Source organism: Leptothoe spongobia TAU-MAC 1115, assembly GCF_018739885.1.
Taxonomy (GTDB): Bacteria; Cyanobacteriota; Cyanobacteriia; order Phormidesmidales; family Phormidesmidaceae; genus Leptothoe; species Leptothoe spongobia.
Genome location: NZ_JADOES010000006.1, coordinates 26,684 through 42,676, shown reverse-complemented (window position 1 = coordinate 42,676; position 15,993 = coordinate 26,684). Strand labels below are relative to the sequence as shown.

The 15,993-nt window shown below is 46.7% G+C and carries 12 protein-coding genes; 11 read left to right on the top strand and 1 reads right to left on the bottom strand.

The features are described from left to right. The first annotated feature begins 1 nt into the window (after position 1). The 7 genes from IXB50_RS04635 (at position 2) to IXB50_RS04605 (ending at position 10,596) form a co-directional block, all read left to right on the top strand. On the top strand, positions 2-5,947 hold the full coding sequence (locus IXB50_RS04635) for a type I polyketide synthase (protein ID WP_215607776.1): 5,946 nt from the start codon (positions 2-4) through the stop codon (positions 5,945-5,947). Positions 5,948-6,064: 117 nt separating this feature from the next. Beyond that, on the top strand, positions 6,065-7,006 hold the full coding sequence (locus IXB50_RS04630; protein WP_215607775.1) for a sulfite exporter TauE/SafE family protein: 942 nt from the start codon (positions 6,065-6,067) through the stop codon (positions 7,004-7,006). Further along, positions 7,006-7,428 (top strand): acyl-CoA thioesterase, encoded by a 423-nt coding sequence (locus IXB50_RS04625; RefSeq protein ID WP_215607774.1) that lies wholly within the window; start codon positions 7,006-7,008, stop codon positions 7,426-7,428. The genes IXB50_RS04630 and IXB50_RS04625 overlap by 1 nt, the downstream gene beginning before the upstream one ends. Positions 7,429-7,441: 13 nt before the next feature. Continuing rightward, on the top strand, positions 7,442-8,641 hold the full coding sequence (locus IXB50_RS04620; RefSeq protein WP_215607773.1) for an ABC exporter membrane fusion protein: 1,200 nt from the start codon (positions 7,442-7,444) through the stop codon (positions 8,639-8,641). Beyond that, positions 8,641-9,795 carry an ABC transporter permease DevC gene (gene devC, locus IXB50_RS04615; protein WP_215607879.1) on the top strand — a complete coding sequence of 385 codons (1,155 nt, stop codon included), beginning with the start codon at positions 8,641-8,643 and terminating at the stop codon, positions 9,793-9,795. Before IXB50_RS04620 ends, devC begins: the two co-directional genes overlap by 1 nt. 227 nt (positions 9,796-10,022) lie before the next feature. Next, the gene (locus IXB50_RS04610; RefSeq protein WP_215607772.1) at positions 10,023-10,271 is read left to right on the top strand and encodes a hypothetical protein; all 249 of its coding nucleotides are present in this window, start codon (positions 10,023-10,025) and stop codon (positions 10,269-10,271) included. A gap of 73 nt (positions 10,272-10,344) precedes the next feature. Next, positions 10,345-10,596 carry a hypothetical protein gene (locus IXB50_RS04605; RefSeq protein WP_215607771.1) on the top strand — a complete coding sequence of 84 codons (252 nt, stop codon included), beginning with the start codon at positions 10,345-10,347 and terminating at the stop codon, positions 10,594-10,596. A gap of 78 nt (positions 10,597-10,674) precedes the next feature. Here the strand turns inward: IXB50_RS04605 and IXB50_RS04600 are convergent, their stop codons facing one another. Then, a complete protein-coding gene (locus IXB50_RS04600) occupies positions 10,675-12,288 on the bottom strand; it encodes a mechanosensitive ion channel family protein (RefSeq protein ID WP_215607770.1) in 1,614 nt (537 codons plus the stop codon). Between the two features lie 397 nt (positions 12,289-12,685). Here IXB50_RS04600 and IXB50_RS04595 point away from each other — a divergent pair, with 397 nt between their 5' ends. The 4 genes from IXB50_RS04595 to phnH all read left to right on the top strand — a co-directional run bounded on the left by IXB50_RS04595 (position 12,686) and on the right by phnH (position 15,970). After that, the gene (locus tag IXB50_RS04595; protein ID WP_215607769.1) at positions 12,686-13,297 is read left to right on the top strand and encodes a cysteine hydrolase family protein; all 612 of its coding nucleotides are present in this window, start codon (positions 12,686-12,688) and stop codon (positions 13,295-13,297) included. Between the two features lie 11 nt (positions 13,298-13,308). Further along, positions 13,309-14,685 (top strand): ATP-binding protein, encoded by a 1,377-nt coding sequence (locus tag IXB50_RS04590; protein WP_246564087.1) that lies wholly within the window; start codon positions 13,309-13,311, stop codon positions 14,683-14,685. Positions 14,686-14,891: 206 nt separating this feature from the next. After that, on the top strand, positions 14,892-15,344 hold the full coding sequence (phnG, locus tag IXB50_RS04585; protein ID WP_215607768.1) for a phosphonate C-P lyase system protein PhnG: 453 nt from the start codon (positions 14,892-14,894) through the stop codon (positions 15,342-15,344). A 2-nt stretch (positions 15,345-15,346) separates the two neighbouring features. Then, complete coding sequence (gene phnH, locus IXB50_RS04580) at positions 15,347-15,970, top strand: phosphonate C-P lyase system protein PhnH (RefSeq protein WP_215607767.1); 624 nt, start codon at positions 15,347-15,349, stop codon at positions 15,968-15,970. Positions 15,971-15,993: the final 23 nt, after the last annotated feature.

Sequence of the window (15,993 nt, the reverse complement as noted above, 5' to 3'; positions counted from 1 at the left end):
TATGACAAATGAGATCGCAATTGTGGGCATGGCCTGTTGCTATCCCGATGCCCATTCCCCAGCTGAACTATGGGAAAACGTGTTGGCTCAACGGCGTTCTTTTCGACGGATGCCTCCAGAACGCTTGAATCTGGCTGATTATTGGAGCAACGATCCCACGGTTCCCGACCGCACCTATGGCTCAGAAGCGGCCCTGATCAAAGGATATGAATTTGACCGGGTTGCTTTTCGCATCATGGGTAGCACATTTCGATCTGCCGATTTAGTCCATTGGGTAGCGTTAGATATTGCCAACCGTGCCTTAACCAATGCAGGATTTCCCCATGCCGAAGGTCTCCCCCGTGAATCAACGGGGATCTTACTCGGGAATACCTTAACTGGCGAGTTTTCTCGTGCAAATTCTTTGAGGCTACGCTGGCCCTATGTGCGCAGAGTAATAGAATCCGTCTTGGAGCAAGCCGATTATTCTTCAAAACAGAATTTAGCTTTATTGCAAATTCTGGAGCAAACGTATAAGGCTCCTTTCCCTGATATTAGTGAAGAAACTCTGGCCGGTAATCTTTCTAATACCATCGCCGGACGGATCTGTAACTACTTTGATTTCAAAGGGGGTGGATATTCTGTTGATGGTGCTTGTAGCTCCTCGCTGTTAGCGGTGGCGCAGGCCTGCACAGGTCTACTGGCAGGAGATCTGGATGTCGCCCTGGTGGGAGGCGTAGATTTAAGCTTAGATCCCTTCGAGTTGGTAGGTTTTGCTAAAGCAGGGGCTCTAGCGACTGACGAAATGAGGGTTTATGATGCTCGGTCCGCTGGTTTTTGGCCCGGCGAAGGCTGTGGTTTTGTTGTCCTCATGCGCTATGAAGATGCCATTGCCCAAAACTGTTCTATCTATGCCGTGATTCGGGGATGGGGAGTCTCCTCAGATGGTAATGGTGGCATAACTCGCCCTGAGGTTGAAGGCCAAATCCTGGCGTTAGAGCGAGCTTATCGCCGGGCTGGTTTTGGCATTGATACAGTGTCTTATTTTGAGGGCCATGGCACAGGTACCCATGTCGGGGATGAAACAGAGTTGAGCACACTCTCCCGTGCCCGTCACGAGAGTAATCCCAATGCACCCGCAGCCGTGATTGGTTCGCTTAAAGCCAACATTGGACATACCAAAGCTGCTGCTGGCATCGCCGGACTGATCAAAGCCACGCTGGCGCTTCACCATCAGCTACTCCCTCCTCATCCCATGTGTGAGCAGCCCCATGCATTGTTAACTACAGAAGATGCAGCTCTGAGGGTACTGCCTCAGGGTCAACTGTGGCCCCAGACAGCTCCCTTGAGGGCGGGTGTCAGTGCCATGGGGTTTGGCGGCATTAATGCGCATATTGTTTTAGAGAGCAGCGATGGCAATCGTCGTCAAAGCCTGAATCAAACTGAAAAAAATCTGTTGCACTCTGTTCAAAAGACAGAACTGTTTCTATTCCAAACTGAGCAGCTTGAGCAGCTCCAACAGCAGGTTAATCAGATTCTAGAGATTGCTCCCCGGTTATCACGGGCTGAATTGACAGACTTGGCAGCTCACCTGGCTCAATCATTGCACCTTGGTAACCTGCGAGCGGCAATTGTAGCCGCAACTCCCATGGAGTTAACAACCCAACTGAAAACATTGGCTACCTGGTTAGCTGAGGGCATCACAGATCGTCTGGATTTGGATGCCGGTATCTTTATCGGACAAAAAGCAACGCCTCCCAACATCGGTTTTCTGTTTCCAGGGCAGGCATCCCCGACCTATTTCAACGGCGGGTGTTGGGAGTATCGGTTTGATGATATTAGAGAGCTATATAGCCATACATTCTTGCCCGACAGAGGAGAGGGTAATGCAACTGCGATCGCACAACCTGCAATCGTTACCGCTTCAAAAGCAGGCATGATAGTACTCGAACAACTTGGTATCACGGCTCAGGTTGCCATTGGGCATAGCTTAGGCGAGATTACGGCACTACACTGGGCAGGAGCCTTTGACCAGACAACTCTGTTAAGGATTGCCCAAGTTCGAGGTCAGGCGATGACAGACTTGGGCAGCACCCCTGGCGCAATGGCCAGTATTCAAGCCTCCCAGCAGGCGGTTCAACTGCTTATCAATAGGTATCCTGTTGTGATTGCAGGTCTCAACAGTCCCCAACAAACGATTATTTCGGGTGAAGTAGAGGCAATTAATGAGCTGGTAAGTCAAGCTCAGAAGTGGGGACTTAAAGCCGTTGCCCTAGCTGTTTCCCATGCTTTCCATTCTGATTTAGTGGCGGCGGCGGCTGAACCTCTAGCTGAACATCTGGCAACAGAAACCATTCAACCATTGCAAAGGAAGCTGGTTTCCACCATTACAGGTACACCCTTAACAGCCAAGACAGATATACGCTCTCTACTTCATCAACAAGTGACGGCTCCAGTACGTTTTCTGGAGGCCATTACCCAGGCAAACCAAGAGGTTGATCTTTGGATTGAGGTAGGACCAGGTCAGGTGTTAACGCGACTAGCTCAAGATTGTGGGGAAACGCCTGCGATCTCAATTGATGCTGGTGGACCGTCCCTGCGAGGTCTCCTCCAGTCAGTTGGAGCCACTTTTGCATTGGGGAGTGCGATTGAACCCACTAGGCTGTTTTGCGATCGCTTTACTCGTCCATTTGATTTAGACTGGCAACCCAATTTTTTTGTTAATCCCTGCGAACTAGCCCCCCAATCAAAAATGCAGGAAGTTTCCAGTAAAAAAAATCATAGTAACCAGGCACCTATCTCCAAAACTGCTGAGATTTCATACCTAGAGAAAAAGATTGATCGCCAGAGTCTGGGCACCTATCAGCCAATAGAGCAATTCGCCAGACCATCAGCGAATCAAGTCATAACCAAACAGGATGAAGTTGTATCTCCCTTAGAAATGGTGCGACAGTTAGTTGCCCAACGGACTGAATTACCCACCACAGCCATCCAGGATCACCATCGCCTGTTAAGCGATCTACATCTCAACTCCATTACGGTAGGACAGCTAGTTGCAGAAGCTGCCAAAGCCCTTGAGCTGGAACCGTCAGCGGCCCCAACCAATTATGCCGATGCCACCGTTGCAGAAATCGCTCAAGCCCTGGATGATTTAGTCCAAACAGGTGGAGCTACCGCCATCAATAGCGTCAATCACCATCCTCCAGGCATTGAAGCCTGGGTGAGGACGTTTACGGTTGAATGGCGTGATTGTCCCTTATCATCCAAACTCCAAGTCTCAGATATTAAGGGGGTGTGGCAGATTCTAACACCCTGCCACACTCCCTTTTCAGAGACTTTACAGCAGAGCTTTCAAACCTTCCCAGGCCAGGGAGTCGTGGTGTATTTAGCAACGGCGGAAGATGCACAGACTATTGACTGTCTCCTGTCGGGTGCTCAACAGATTCTGGCTGAGGATCAATACACCCATTTTGTATTGGTGCAACAGGCTCCAATTGGTGGTGGCGTTGCCCGCACACTGCATTTAGAACATCCTCAAATCACCACCTGTGTTGTTACTCTCCCAACGGATCATCCTCAATCAGTACCATGGATACTTGCTGAAGTTCAAGCTGCCAAAGGCTATACCGAAGTCCGTTACGATCAGCAAGGTAATCGACAGATCCCTATTCTAAAATTGCAACAATGTCCAGAGACTTCTCTAGAAGTACCTTTGACAGCTACAGACGTGTTGTTAGTAACAGGTGGGGGCAAGGGGATTGCAGCAGAATGTGCACTGGCGTTAGCCCGAGAAACTGGTGTGCGTCTGGCACTGTTAGGACGCTCACATCTAGAAGTTGATAGTGAGTTATATCGCAATCTAGAACGGATACGCGCCAATGGCATTGAGATGTTATACGAAGCAGCAGATGTAACAGATTTGCAGGCCGTACAAAAGGCTATACAGAAATTTGAGACGCAGCTTGGACCGATTACAGCAGTGTTGCACGGTGCTGGGGTCAATACTCCTCAGCTATTAACGACTCTAACCCCGGCAGATTTTCACAAGACCCTAGCGCCCAAGGTGCATGGGCTCAATAATCTATTGTTAACGGCTAATCCTAAACACCTCAAATTTCTGATCACCTTTGGTTCACTGATCGCTCGCACTGGCCTGCGAGGTGAAGCGGATTATGCCCTGGCTAACGAATGGCTAGCCAATCTGATGGAAGATTTCCAACAAGCAAATCCTAGCTGTCGTTGTCTCAATTTAGAGTGGTCTATCTGGTCAGGGGTAGGCATGGGTGAACGCTTAGGTCGAGTGGATGCACTTTTGCGAGAGGGAATTACTCCCATTGTGCCGGATATGGGGATTTCCATCTTACGGCAGTTGATGGCACAATCCCCCATGACAACATCGGTAATCATTACAGGCCGATTTGGGCAGGCTCCTACATTAAGAATGGAAAAGACAGAACTTCCTTTCTTACGCTTTCTAGAACATCCCAGAGTTTATTACCCTGGCATTGAGCTGGTGATAGATGCCAATCTCTCGATTGGGACAGACCCTTATCTGAACGACCACGTTTATCAAGGAGAACGGATTTTTCCAGCGGTAATGGGGCTAGAAGCAATGGCTCAGGTGGCGACTGCTCTTGCAGGCGAATCGACATCCCTCGTTTTCGAGGATGTGCAGTTTAATCGGCCTGTGGTCATACCTGCCAATGACACCCTGACGATCCGCATTGCCGCCTTAGTGACAGCACCAGGATATATTAAGGTCGCTCTTCGCAGTGACCAAACTGCCTTCGGCATCAATCATTTTGAAGCCACTTGTCATACTCTTCAAGTATCCAACTCTAAGGACAAAATTAAAATCCCGGCATCTAGCCTTTCTCTTAATCCTGAACAAGACCTTTACGGTTCTATTCTCTTTCAAAGTGGTCGCTTTCAGCGTCTACAAGGCTATCGTCTACTGCGGGCAACAAAATGTATCGCAGAACTGTCGCCCAACCAAACCGCAAGTTGGTTTAACCAGTATTTCTCAAACCGTTTGATCTTAGGTGATCCAGGAACACGAGATGCCATAATTCATTCATTACAAGCTTGCATTCCACAGCGTACTCTGCTACCAGTTGCCGTAGAGCGCATTATCATAGTCCCAACTCGGATAACTGAGGCAAGCAGTGACACAATCTTTGTATCAGCACAAGAGCGAGAGCGGCAAAACGAGAGGTTTACCTATGACTTAACAGTCGTAGATAGTGAGGGCAACGTTCTAGAGGAATGGCAAGGATTACAATTACAGGCAATGCCACAAACCAGCCCTTTGAAGGAAAACAAGGTCTGGCCCGTATCGCTATTGGGCCCTTATTTAGAGCGACAGCTACAAACACTCATCCCCTCTGTCAATATCAATGTGATGGTGGAATATAGTCAAAGTTTAGGTCGTAGAGAGAGGCGAGATCTCGCGCTACAACAAATAACACCTCTATCTCTGCTTACATATCGACCAAATGGTAAGCCAGAGTTAATTAGTAATGGGGCAAGCTCATCAATTTCCGTGGCTCATTCAGACAGTTTAACGCTGGTTGTTTTTGGCAAAACAACGCTGGGATGTGATATTGAAACAGTAGTTCATCGAGAGCTACATCTTTGGCAAGACTTACTAGGTAAAGAACGATTCAATTTGGCTCAATTATTAGCTAACGAGACTAATGAGAACTTGAATGTCGCAGCCACACGCATTTGGACGGCATTGGAATGTTTGAAAAAAGCTGCCATATCAGTGAGGTCACCCCTGGTGATGCTTGAACCAGCTGATGATACTTGGGTTCTATTACAGGCAGGCTCGCTGGTAATTGCCACCTATCGGACGTCAATCGCAGAAACAGTCACTCAGACTGTTCTACCAAAAGACCAAATATTTAGCATATTACTCGAAAAAGAGGACTCGCAGGAGCATAATCCCGTTAAACAAACGGCTTAATGCTTTACCAGAACAAGAATTGATGTGATGACTGCGAACATGAAGAGATTTAGGCTAGGCTTTTTCAAATATATAAGAGTAGTCGCCATTATCTGCGGAATATGGACCATCTGGTTAGTGCTTCTGGGTTCCCAGCAAGCTTTTGGTTATCTACTGAATCAGTGGCAAGTCGCCCTAACAATGGTCTTTGGCTCGATGATTGCTGGGGGAACCAGTATAGGTGGTGGCGCTGTTGCGTTTCCTGTATTTACCAAGCTTCTACAAATTTCTCCCCATGATGCTAAAGTGTTTTCTCTGGCTATTCAGGCCGTAGGGATGAGTGCTGCCACCCTTGTTATTTGGAGTACAGGCATCCGCGTTGAAGAGCGGGTGATTCGTTGGGGTAGCCTGGGAGGATCTTTGGGGATCGTTCTGGGATTAAGATGTTTCGCACCTTGGTTACCGCCCGATGCGGTCAAAATGGTTTTCACGATATTGCTCAGTAGCTTTGCCATTACCCTTGTGGCCCTCAACCGTAGACATAGCCTACGCCATCTGACTATCCCCATTTGGGGGACACAACAACGGGGACTGATTTTCCTAATGGGTCTTATGGGCGGCATTATGAGTGGTCTGGTGGGTAATGGCATCGATATTGTACTGTTTTCAGTCATGGTGCTTCTCTTTCGAATCAGTGAGAAGGTGGCCACCCCCACCTCTGTTATCCTCATGGCCATCAACGCTCTGATCGGATTGATTCTACAAGTATTCGTTTTCCATGATTTTTCTGTCCAGGTTCAATCTTACTGGTTTGCTGCCATCCCAGTCGTGGTTGTGGGGGCACCCCTTGGAGTTATGATTTGCAGCCTGTTGCGCCGTGAGACCATTGCCCATATCTTGATCAGCCTGATTGCAATAGAACTGACGACATCGTTACTCTTAATTCCATTGCGACCTACCGTCATCTATACCAGCCTGATAACGTTCATACTATTTTCCACCTTAAATTACTGGATGTATCGCACCCAGACCTATGCGATACCCTTCCAAAAGCCCATATACACCTGGAAAGAAACATAATGCAAATCTACGAATACTCCCACATTGTTGGCTTCGAAGAAACCAATCTGGTCGGCAATGTATATTATGCCAACCATTTAAAGTGGCAGGGCCGCTGTCGCGAAATGTTTCTCCATGACAATGCCCCCGAAATTTTAACCGATCTCTCTCAAGGGCTGGCCCTCGCCACTGTTCGTGTCTCCTGCGAATATTTTGCTGAATTATTTGCCTTCGATCGTTTAACTATTCGGATGCAGCTAAAAAATCTCCATCAAAATCGCATCACTATGCTATTTGAATACTGGCGGGTAGGCGACATCGGTGAAGAACTTGTTGCTCGTGGTGAACAACAGGTTGCTTGTATGCGGCGTGAGGAAGATAAAACAGTGCCCATCCCTATTCCTACGGCCCTCCAAACAGCCCTTCAACCCTATATTGAGTAACGGTAAACTTCCTATGACGAATTGGATATCAACCAGACAATTAGGGGGCTATAAGATACTCTCACTTGCCGCTTTGCTAGCGATTGGGTCTGCTATCGCAACGGGAGTTGTTATCACTCAGGTTTTGTCACAACAGCGAGCTATTTCTCAATCGTCTCTTGATAGTGGACCTATTAACCCATCTGAGATTGGAGCAGTTGCTGCACTGGGCCGGTTAGAACCTGATGGTGAAGTCATCCAGGTTTCAGCCCCCAGAGAAATCGGCGGCACACGGGTTGAACAATTGCTAGTTAAGCAGGGTGACAAACTACGCTCAGGTCAGGTGATTGCAATTCTAGATAACCATGATCGCCTTCAGGCTGATTTAGGCGGGGCACAAACCCACGTCAAGATTGCCAAAGCCTATCTCCAGCAAGTACAAGCTGGAGAAAAACAAGACATTATTCAAAGTCAGGCCCATGTAGTTGAGCGCTCTAAAGCAGACCTACAAGGGCAGATAGCGACTCAGGATGCTGCGATCGCACGTTTAAAAGCTGAGTTAAACAACGCCAGCATCGAATTTGACCGCTATGAGCATTTGTATCAAGAGGGCGCTATTTCAGCATCTTTACGAGATAACAAGCAGTTGATGTTAGAAATGGCCCAGCAACGCTTAGCTGAAGCCAATCGAGTGCGTCAAAGACTTTTAAATACGCTTCAAGATCGAGTGAATGAAGCTAAGGCGACCCTAAAGGCAATTTCTCAGGTACGGCCAACGGATGTGGCAGTAGCACAAGCCGAGCTAGAAAATGCTGAGGCTGGGGTCGGGCAAGCCCAAGCAAATCTCGATCTTGCCTATGTACGTGCTCCCCGTGATGGCCAAGTTCTCACAATCCACACATTTCCTGGTGAAACCGTTGCCAATGAAGGCATTGTTTCCCTGGGCCAAACGAACCAGATGTACGTTGTTGCAGAAGTTTATGAAACTGATATTCATCAGATCCAGTCAGGACAAAGGGCCTCAATTACTAGTCGAGGGTTTACAGGCACGCTACATGGCACCGTCGATGAACTTGGCTTAGAAGTTGCTAAAAAAGATGTGTTACAGACTGACCCCACTGCCGATGTTGATGCCAGAGTTGTTGAAGTTAAAATTCGACTCAGTCCCGACGATAGCCCTCTAGTTTCTGGCCTGACAAATTTGCAGGTTCATACCATCATTCATACTAAATGATGTTTCGCAAAGTCCCCGTCGCCTGGTTACAGCTAACCCATAACCGGCTCAGGTTGTTAGTTGCTTTAGCCGGGATATCCTTTGCTGTGATCTTGATTTTTATGCAAATGGGCTTGAGAGCAGCCCTGTTTGAAAGCGCTGTACGCTTACATACTAATCTCCAAGGAGAGATCTTTTTGATCAGTCCTCGCTCTACCGCTTTAATTGGCATGAGTCATTTTTCAGAACGTCGCTTGTTACAAGCGTTGGCATTCCCTGAAGTAGATATTGTCAGTCCAATTTATGTGGACTATGGCCAGTGGAAAAATCCTCAAACCGGCCAGACACGTCAGATTTTTGTCACTGGATTTGAACCGAACGATAATACTTTGCGATTATCAGGAGTTATCCAACAGACATCTCAATTAAACCTGTCAGATACCGTCTTATTTGATCAGGCCTCACGACCAGAATTTGGCTCCGTCGCCATCCAACTAGAGCAGAAGAGGCATTTGAATACTGAACTGGAAGGCCGACAGATCTCAGTGGTGGGCGTTTTTAAAATGGGAGCTTCCTTTGGAGCAGATGGCAATGTCATCACCAGTAACTTAAACTTTCTGCGCATTTTTGATCATCGTGCTAAAGGCGCAATTGATATTGGTCTAATTCGACTTAAACCTGGCAGTGACGTAAATTCAGTTGTTCATCGTATGCGACGTTATTTGCCTAAAGATGTCAGAGTTTTCACAAAACAAGAACTGATTGATTTTGAAAAGAACTACTGGCAAACAAGTACAGCTATCGGTTTTATTTTTGATTTGGGTGTTGTTATTGGCTTGATCGTGGGTATTGTTTTTGTTTACCAAGTGCTTTATACCGATATCTCCCACCACCTACACGAATACGCCACCCTCAAGGCTATGGGCTATAACAATAATTATCTAGTATCCATAGTGTTTCAAGAGTCATTTATTCTAGCAATCCTCGGTTATATGCCAGGATTTGCCATGACGCTAGGCATCTATGATTTGACTCTCAAAGCCACACTGCTGCCCATTCAAATGGATATCAGTCGGGCCTTCAATGTTCAAGTTTTAACTGTTTTTATGTGTTTTATAGGTGGATTTATTGCTATCCATCAAGTCCAGAGATCAGATCCAGCTGATCTTTTTTAGATAAGAAGCATTGATCAGTAAACAAATTGGTGATTTTCTTCAGGAATATCTTGATAAAATGCGAAAGGTTACACTTCAGTAGTGATAGCTTTGGTCATGCAGCGATGGAGAAATTAAACGTTCGGGCAACATCAGCGTTTGTCAGGTTTTATTAACTTCTTAGTAGTAATTCAGCAATCTAAGGTTGACTTTGTAAAATTGAATACAGTTTCACATGGGGAAAGGGCATGCTCCTTCAAGCTAGCGCTCCAGTCTGTCCGTTAGTATCAGAGCCAGAGGCAGAAACGGCTCCCAACTGGTACTCAGTGTGCCAGATCAATTACACCCGCGATACCTGGGTCAAACTACTCCAGCCGCCTAGCTATTTTGCTTACGATAAAGCCAAACTGCTTTGCCAAACCTCTGAAGATACTTGGGCTGCCTGGGTGCCTGACCATGGTGAGGTGCTATTGGACAGAAGCCATTTCTATTGCTAATCGCCTAGTGGTAACGTAATAGCAATTTCAACTTTGGGGTCACGGCATTACCTCCCCTGCCAATCACGCCACCATGAAACATGCCTCTGAAAATACAATCGCCACTCTAGCTCCCCTACTAGAACAAATCCGTCCTCTACCCGGTCTCAAGGAAAAAAAGACCGGTATCTTCTATCGTAAGTCCAGAGCCTTCCTCCACTTCCATGAAGATGGCGATAGGATTTATGCTGATGTACGCTTACAGGAACCAGACTTCCAACGCCTTCCTGTGACCACCAAAGAGGAACAAGCGGCCTTTTTAAAAATCCTTCAAGATTCTCTGTAACCTGAATTCAAAATCCAAAACTCTCCTGACCTACCGCCTCTAACCATCCTCTACAGATACTATTTCTCCTAGCGAACCCTACCCCTCACGGCCTTGCAGTCCCAACTGCTCAAACCCACTTTTCAACACCAGTTTCGTATCCATTGAGCCTACTTCAATATCCTCTTTCAACAACTCCACCAGACAGCGCTGTCTGAGCAATCGCTGAATCCTGAGATGCTTGCCAGGCTTAACCTTGGTACGAGTGTAAATCATGCAAATCTCTTCTGAAAAAGTCTCTACACCGACAATGCTAGTCGGTTCCAGGATGTCGTCCTCTACTTTACAGAGTTCTGCCCCCACCTGTTTAATAATCTCAAATGCCTTTTCCGGATCCACCTCATAGGTAATCGACACTTCCACCGCCGCATCCACCGGATTCTTGGAGTAGTTCACAATCGAACCAATATCGCCGTTGCGCAAAATCTGTATCTGGCCATCCGGGTGCAAAATCCGGGTGGTGCGTAGCTCAATCGACTGTACAGTCCCCTGGGCTTCTTCTGTTTCTATAAAATCACCCACCAGATAGTAATCTTCAAACAAGATAAAAAAGCCATTCACTAAATCTGTCACCAGGTTCTGTGCCCCGAGACCAACGGTAATACCTACAATTCCGGCCCCTGCCAGGATAGGCCCTGGATCAATATTCAGTGCTTTCAAGACGAATAACGCTGTCCCAAAATAAATCACATACCTGAGTAAGCTCACAATCAGGGGGGTAATCGTTATCCGGCGCTGATAGACAGCGGGTGAGGTATCATCCGTCGATAGCAAAATCTCCGAAACGACCAACTGCATAATGTTGGCAGCCAAGCGTCCTAAAAAGACTAGGGCAATCACCTTAACCGCCTGTGCCCCATAGTCTGCCAAATTAGCAATCAAGGAGATTTGGCTCATCACCAGCATGGCCACATAGAGCCACACCACATATTCCAAACAACGTTTCAGAAATGGTACCAGATGCTGAAGCTGAGCATAGAACCGAAATAAGTTATTAGGATTAGAATACTTTTTACTCAGTGCATCCAAACTATCAACAACAACGGTGACCGACTTATAAACAACAACACCAATGGAAATAATCAAATAAATTCGCCATGTAGCGTACAAATAAGGGGAAATCTGCTCAGGTAAGTGTAAAAAACGAGCACACCAAATCAGGGATAGGAGCCACATGCCTGTACTCAGAACAGCTCCCAGCGCATCAAACAGCTGATCAATACTGTCATCATTGGCCGTAATCTGCTCTACCTGTTTAGCTGCATGACCGATCCGATCCAACAACTGGCGCAGAGGTCGCCGCAAAATACCGACTAATACTAGCAGACAGATACTTTTGCCAATACCAGCTGCAATGCCTAGCCACACCGTCCGAGGCGTATTCTGAATCAACGATAGCGTATAGGCATCGGGCTGCTCACCCTGGAGTAATATCCAGCCATTAAACCCTGCCACCAAAAGTAACAGCAAAAATCCTGAGACCAGGACAATACCCAGAACATTTTGCCGCAGGGACTGAAAGCTACCTTCATCCAACTGTAGAGAGGAAACTTGTAAAATCCGACGAGAGCCCCAATTAAAAGATACGTATAAAAAACAACAAAGAAAAATAATAAACGTTAGCTCGATGGAAAATAGTAATAATGCAGCCATGACCTAACGGCCTCGCGAAGGAGCAAATAAGTAGATAGAGACAGTCATCTTTCTAGCACCTAATGGCATTAGAAAATTGCTATACGCACCATACAAAACTTGCTGATCACGTGGCAATCGGCTGTAAAACTCCTTATATATTTAAATTAGGGGGAACTTATGACTGGTTAAGGGCGTTAGCGGCTAAATCATCCCAAAGCCTGTCTCAGGTGGGAATGTAGCTTAGATCTCAGTTCTAACCTAACGAAAAGTTTGTCAGAAAAAAGTACACAAAGAGAGCAGTAGCATCCAGCAAAATGCCATCGTGCGTTCTGTTAGGCCAGCTCCATTGGGGGAATCTTGAAATCAAAGCCTATAATGTTTCTTAGTCAATGGTTGAATTGACGTCTTCGAAGTAATGAATGCAAACAATACCGCTCTATTGTTAATCGGCTTTCAAAACGATTATTATGCTTCAGACGGTATCTTAAACGGTGTCATTGAAGCATCTGCAAAAGCTAGTAATACCGTTAGAAATACGATTCAGCTGATACAAGGCTTGGTAGAAACACCGGCTTTAATTATTTCTGCCCCAATTTTTTTTACCAAAGGGTATGAAGAACTGGTTGACCCTGTCGGTATCTTAAACACCATTAAGGAAGTGGGTGCCTTTCAAGCTTGTGGGAAGGGGTCCCAAACGATTGAAGAGCTGAGCCCCTTTCAAGACAGGATTTTAGAAGTTCCTGGAAAACGAGGCTTAAATGCTTTTGTCAATACTAATCTGGACCATGTCCTCCAGCAAAGAAACATTCGAAATTTAGTCTTAGCTGGCGCGGTTACGTCCATTTGCATTGACTCCACAGGACGATCAGCCTATGAGAAAGGTTACTATGTGTCTGTGCTGAGTGATTGCATCTCTGCGCGAACGGTGTTCGAGCAGGAATTTTACATTGAGAATGTCTTTCCACTGTATGCCAATACGCTGACATCAGTAGAATTGTTAGAACAGTTAAGCGCTAAGGCTGCTTAATTAGCTGTGTAATGCCCCCCATGCAAGAGCACGATACGACGAATGAGCTCCATACCCAGATTCAGTATCGCCTCATTGAAAAGCTCACTGAATCAGAGCGACGCTATCGTGAACTGGTAGAAAGCTTACGGGAAATTGTATTCGAGTGCGATCGCAACGGCTGTCTGATCTTTCTGAATAAAGCCTGGACCGAAATCCTCGGATATTCCACCCAAGAGTCCCTTGGCCAGCAGCTCGAATCCTTCATCCTGGAAACGGATAGGGGCACATGGCAGTCTGCCTTACAGCAGCAAATAGAGGATGGTTTAGAACTGCGCTTTTCGCATCAAACGGGAGCTGTCCTGTGGTTAGAACTGGCGATCCGATTTGGTCAGGATGCCAAACTCACCGGCTCACTGAATAATATTACAGAACGAAAACGAGCTGAAACGCTGCTCAAGCAAGCCAATGAAGAACTCGAACATAGGGTCCAATGCCGAACCCATGAACTCAGCCAAACCAATGAACAATTGACCACCACCTTGAAACAACTTCAGCAAGCTCAAGGATGGCTGATACAACAGGAAAAAATGTCGAGTTTAGGACAACTGGTAGCTGGAGTGGCCCATGAGATCAACAATCCAGTCAGTTTTATACACGGAAACCTGGAACATGTCCAAGATTATACTCAAAATCTAATCAGGCTGATACAGCAATATCAGAAAGCCTGCCCCTCTCCTGCTAACGCAATTCAAGCAGAGGCTGACAGCATGGATCTTGAGTTTATTCTGGCAGACTTACCCAAAGTTTTATCTTCCATGAAAATGGGGAGCGATCGCATCTGCGAAATCGTCTTATCCCTACGCAATTTTTCACGCCTGAATGAAGCGGAAATCAAACCCGTCAATATTCACAATGGACTAGAAAACACCCTCACTATTCTCAACCATCGGCTTAAAGCAAGTTCAAAACGACCTGCCATTGAGGTGATTAAACAGTACGCAAACAACCTGCCCCCAGTCGAATGCTATGCCGGTCTGCTCAACCAGGTCTTTATGAATATTCTTGCCAATGCCATTGAAGCCATCGATGATATGGGCCAAAGAGATAACTCTCAGGAGTGGGTCGAAAAAGCAGGAAAAATCACATTAAAAACCTCACTAATCGACCATCAATGGGTTCGCATTTCAATTGCAGATACGGGATTGGGTATACCCTCAGAGGTACAGCAACAGATCTTCAATCCGTTTTTCACAACTAAACCTGTTGGCAAAGGCACCGGGATGGGATTGGCTATCAGCTATCAAATTGTGACAGAACGACATGGCGGTAAGCTGGAATGTTTTTCCTCTCCAGATCAGGGCACAGAGTTTGTGTTCCAAATTCCGATTCAACAAGCCGTTGGTTGATTGGGTAAACGGCGCAGTTAATAACTTATCTTTTTCATGAATTGACATCGTCCTAACAGGCGTTCACTAGAGATAAGACACCACCACCACCTCGGATCATTTATTTTTTGGCGTTGCTGATCTCAGTTGCATCATGGGCAAAAGATGCTAATAATTTGTATAGACGTCTACACAAATTTAACAAGCGATTAACGTTTGGTTAAGCCATGGTGAAAGCAGAACAACAACCATCACGGGCCATCTGGATGTCAACTTTGGCAAAAGCGCCCCTGCCGCTTTTAGAACAGTGTGTTGCCACACTTGAGGATTTACCTGACTATGGATTTTTGCGATCGCCCGAAATTGGCTTGACCATGGTGCGCGGTCGAGCAGAGGGCACCGGACAACCTTTCAACCTGGGTGAAATGACGCTGACCCGTTGTGTCGTACAGCTCGATCAGCTAACCGGCTTTGGCTACGTAGTCGGTCGCTCCAAACGCCATGCCGAACTAGCCGCCCTATGCGATGGTCTCCTGCAGCATCCTGGCTGGCATGCCCAGGTTCAGACAAACGTCATTCATCCACTACAAACCGCCGCTCAAGACCAACGACATAGCGAAGTCGCTGCAGTAGAGTCCACCCGCGTTAACTTCTTTACTATGTTGCGAGGGGAAAGCTAACCATGATTACCCAACTTGCTGGATTTGCCGATGCCATCCATGACGCCCAGCATACATTTCGGGCTCTGCTCGATGCGCTAGCAAGACCCGGCATTCCTCAAACAACGGTCTCTCTAACACCACCGTCAGGGCTAGAGTCTAGCTGTGCCGCCACTTGTCTCACGCTCCTGGACTTAGAAACCTCAGTCTGGCTACAGCCAGGATTGCCAGCAGATGTACGTTCATGGCTAGTATTCCACACTGGCTGTCGTTTTACTGACCATCCTCACGCCGCTGACTTTGCCTTGATTTGGCAACTCAACAATGCACCCGAACTCAGCGAATTCTCCTGGGGAACTGCCGAATATCCAGAATCCTCCACATCATTATTGATTCAACTCCCTAATTTAACTGGAGGAGAGCCTATTACCTTAGAAGGTCCTGGCATTTTGTCGGAAATTGAGGTGAGCCTGCCCATGGAGTCTGCATTTTGGCAACAGTGGGAGACTATGACAGCGAATTATCCCCTCGGGTTGGATTGCTGGTGCTTTGCTCAAAATCAGATCATGGGATTACCTCGCACATCCAAGTTGACAGCAAGTGTTTACGAATCCTTGGGATTCACCAAGCACGGATACAGCTATTGAACTGAGCTTAGTTAACGAAACCA

Coding starts and splice junctions, on each gene's coding strand:
- IXB50_RS04590 (WP_246564087.1), top strand. CDS start 13,309: ATGCCCCCCATGCAAGAGCACGATACGACGAATGAGCTCCATACCCAG.
- IXB50_RS04620 (WP_215607773.1), top strand. CDS start 7,442: ATGACGAATTGGATATCAACCAGACAATTAGGGGGCTATAAGATACTC.
- IXB50_RS04610 (WP_215607772.1), top strand. CDS start 10,023: ATGCTCCTTCAAGCTAGCGCTCCAGTCTGTCCGTTAGTATCAGAGCCA.
- IXB50_RS04600 (WP_215607770.1), bottom strand. CDS start 12,288: ATGGCTGCATTATTACTATTTTCCATCGAGCTAACGTTTATTATTTTT.
- IXB50_RS04625 (WP_215607774.1), top strand. CDS start 7,006: ATGCAAATCTACGAATACTCCCACATTGTTGGCTTCGAAGAAACCAAT.
- phnG (WP_215607768.1), top strand. CDS start 14,892: ATGGTGAAAGCAGAACAACAACCATCACGGGCCATCTGGATGTCAACT.
- devC (WP_215607879.1), top strand. CDS start 8,641: ATGTTTCGCAAAGTCCCCGTCGCCTGGTTACAGCTAACCCATAACCGG.
- IXB50_RS04635 (WP_215607776.1), top strand. CDS start 2: ATGACAAATGAGATCGCAATTGTGGGCATGGCCTGTTGCTATCCCGAT.
- phnH (WP_215607767.1), top strand. CDS start 15,347: ATGATTACCCAACTTGCTGGATTTGCCGATGCCATCCATGACGCCCAG.
- IXB50_RS04605 (WP_215607771.1), top strand. CDS start 10,345: ATGAAACATGCCTCTGAAAATACAATCGCCACTCTAGCTCCCCTACTA.
- IXB50_RS04595 (WP_215607769.1), top strand. CDS start 12,686: ATGAATGCAAACAATACCGCTCTATTGTTAATCGGCTTTCAAAACGAT.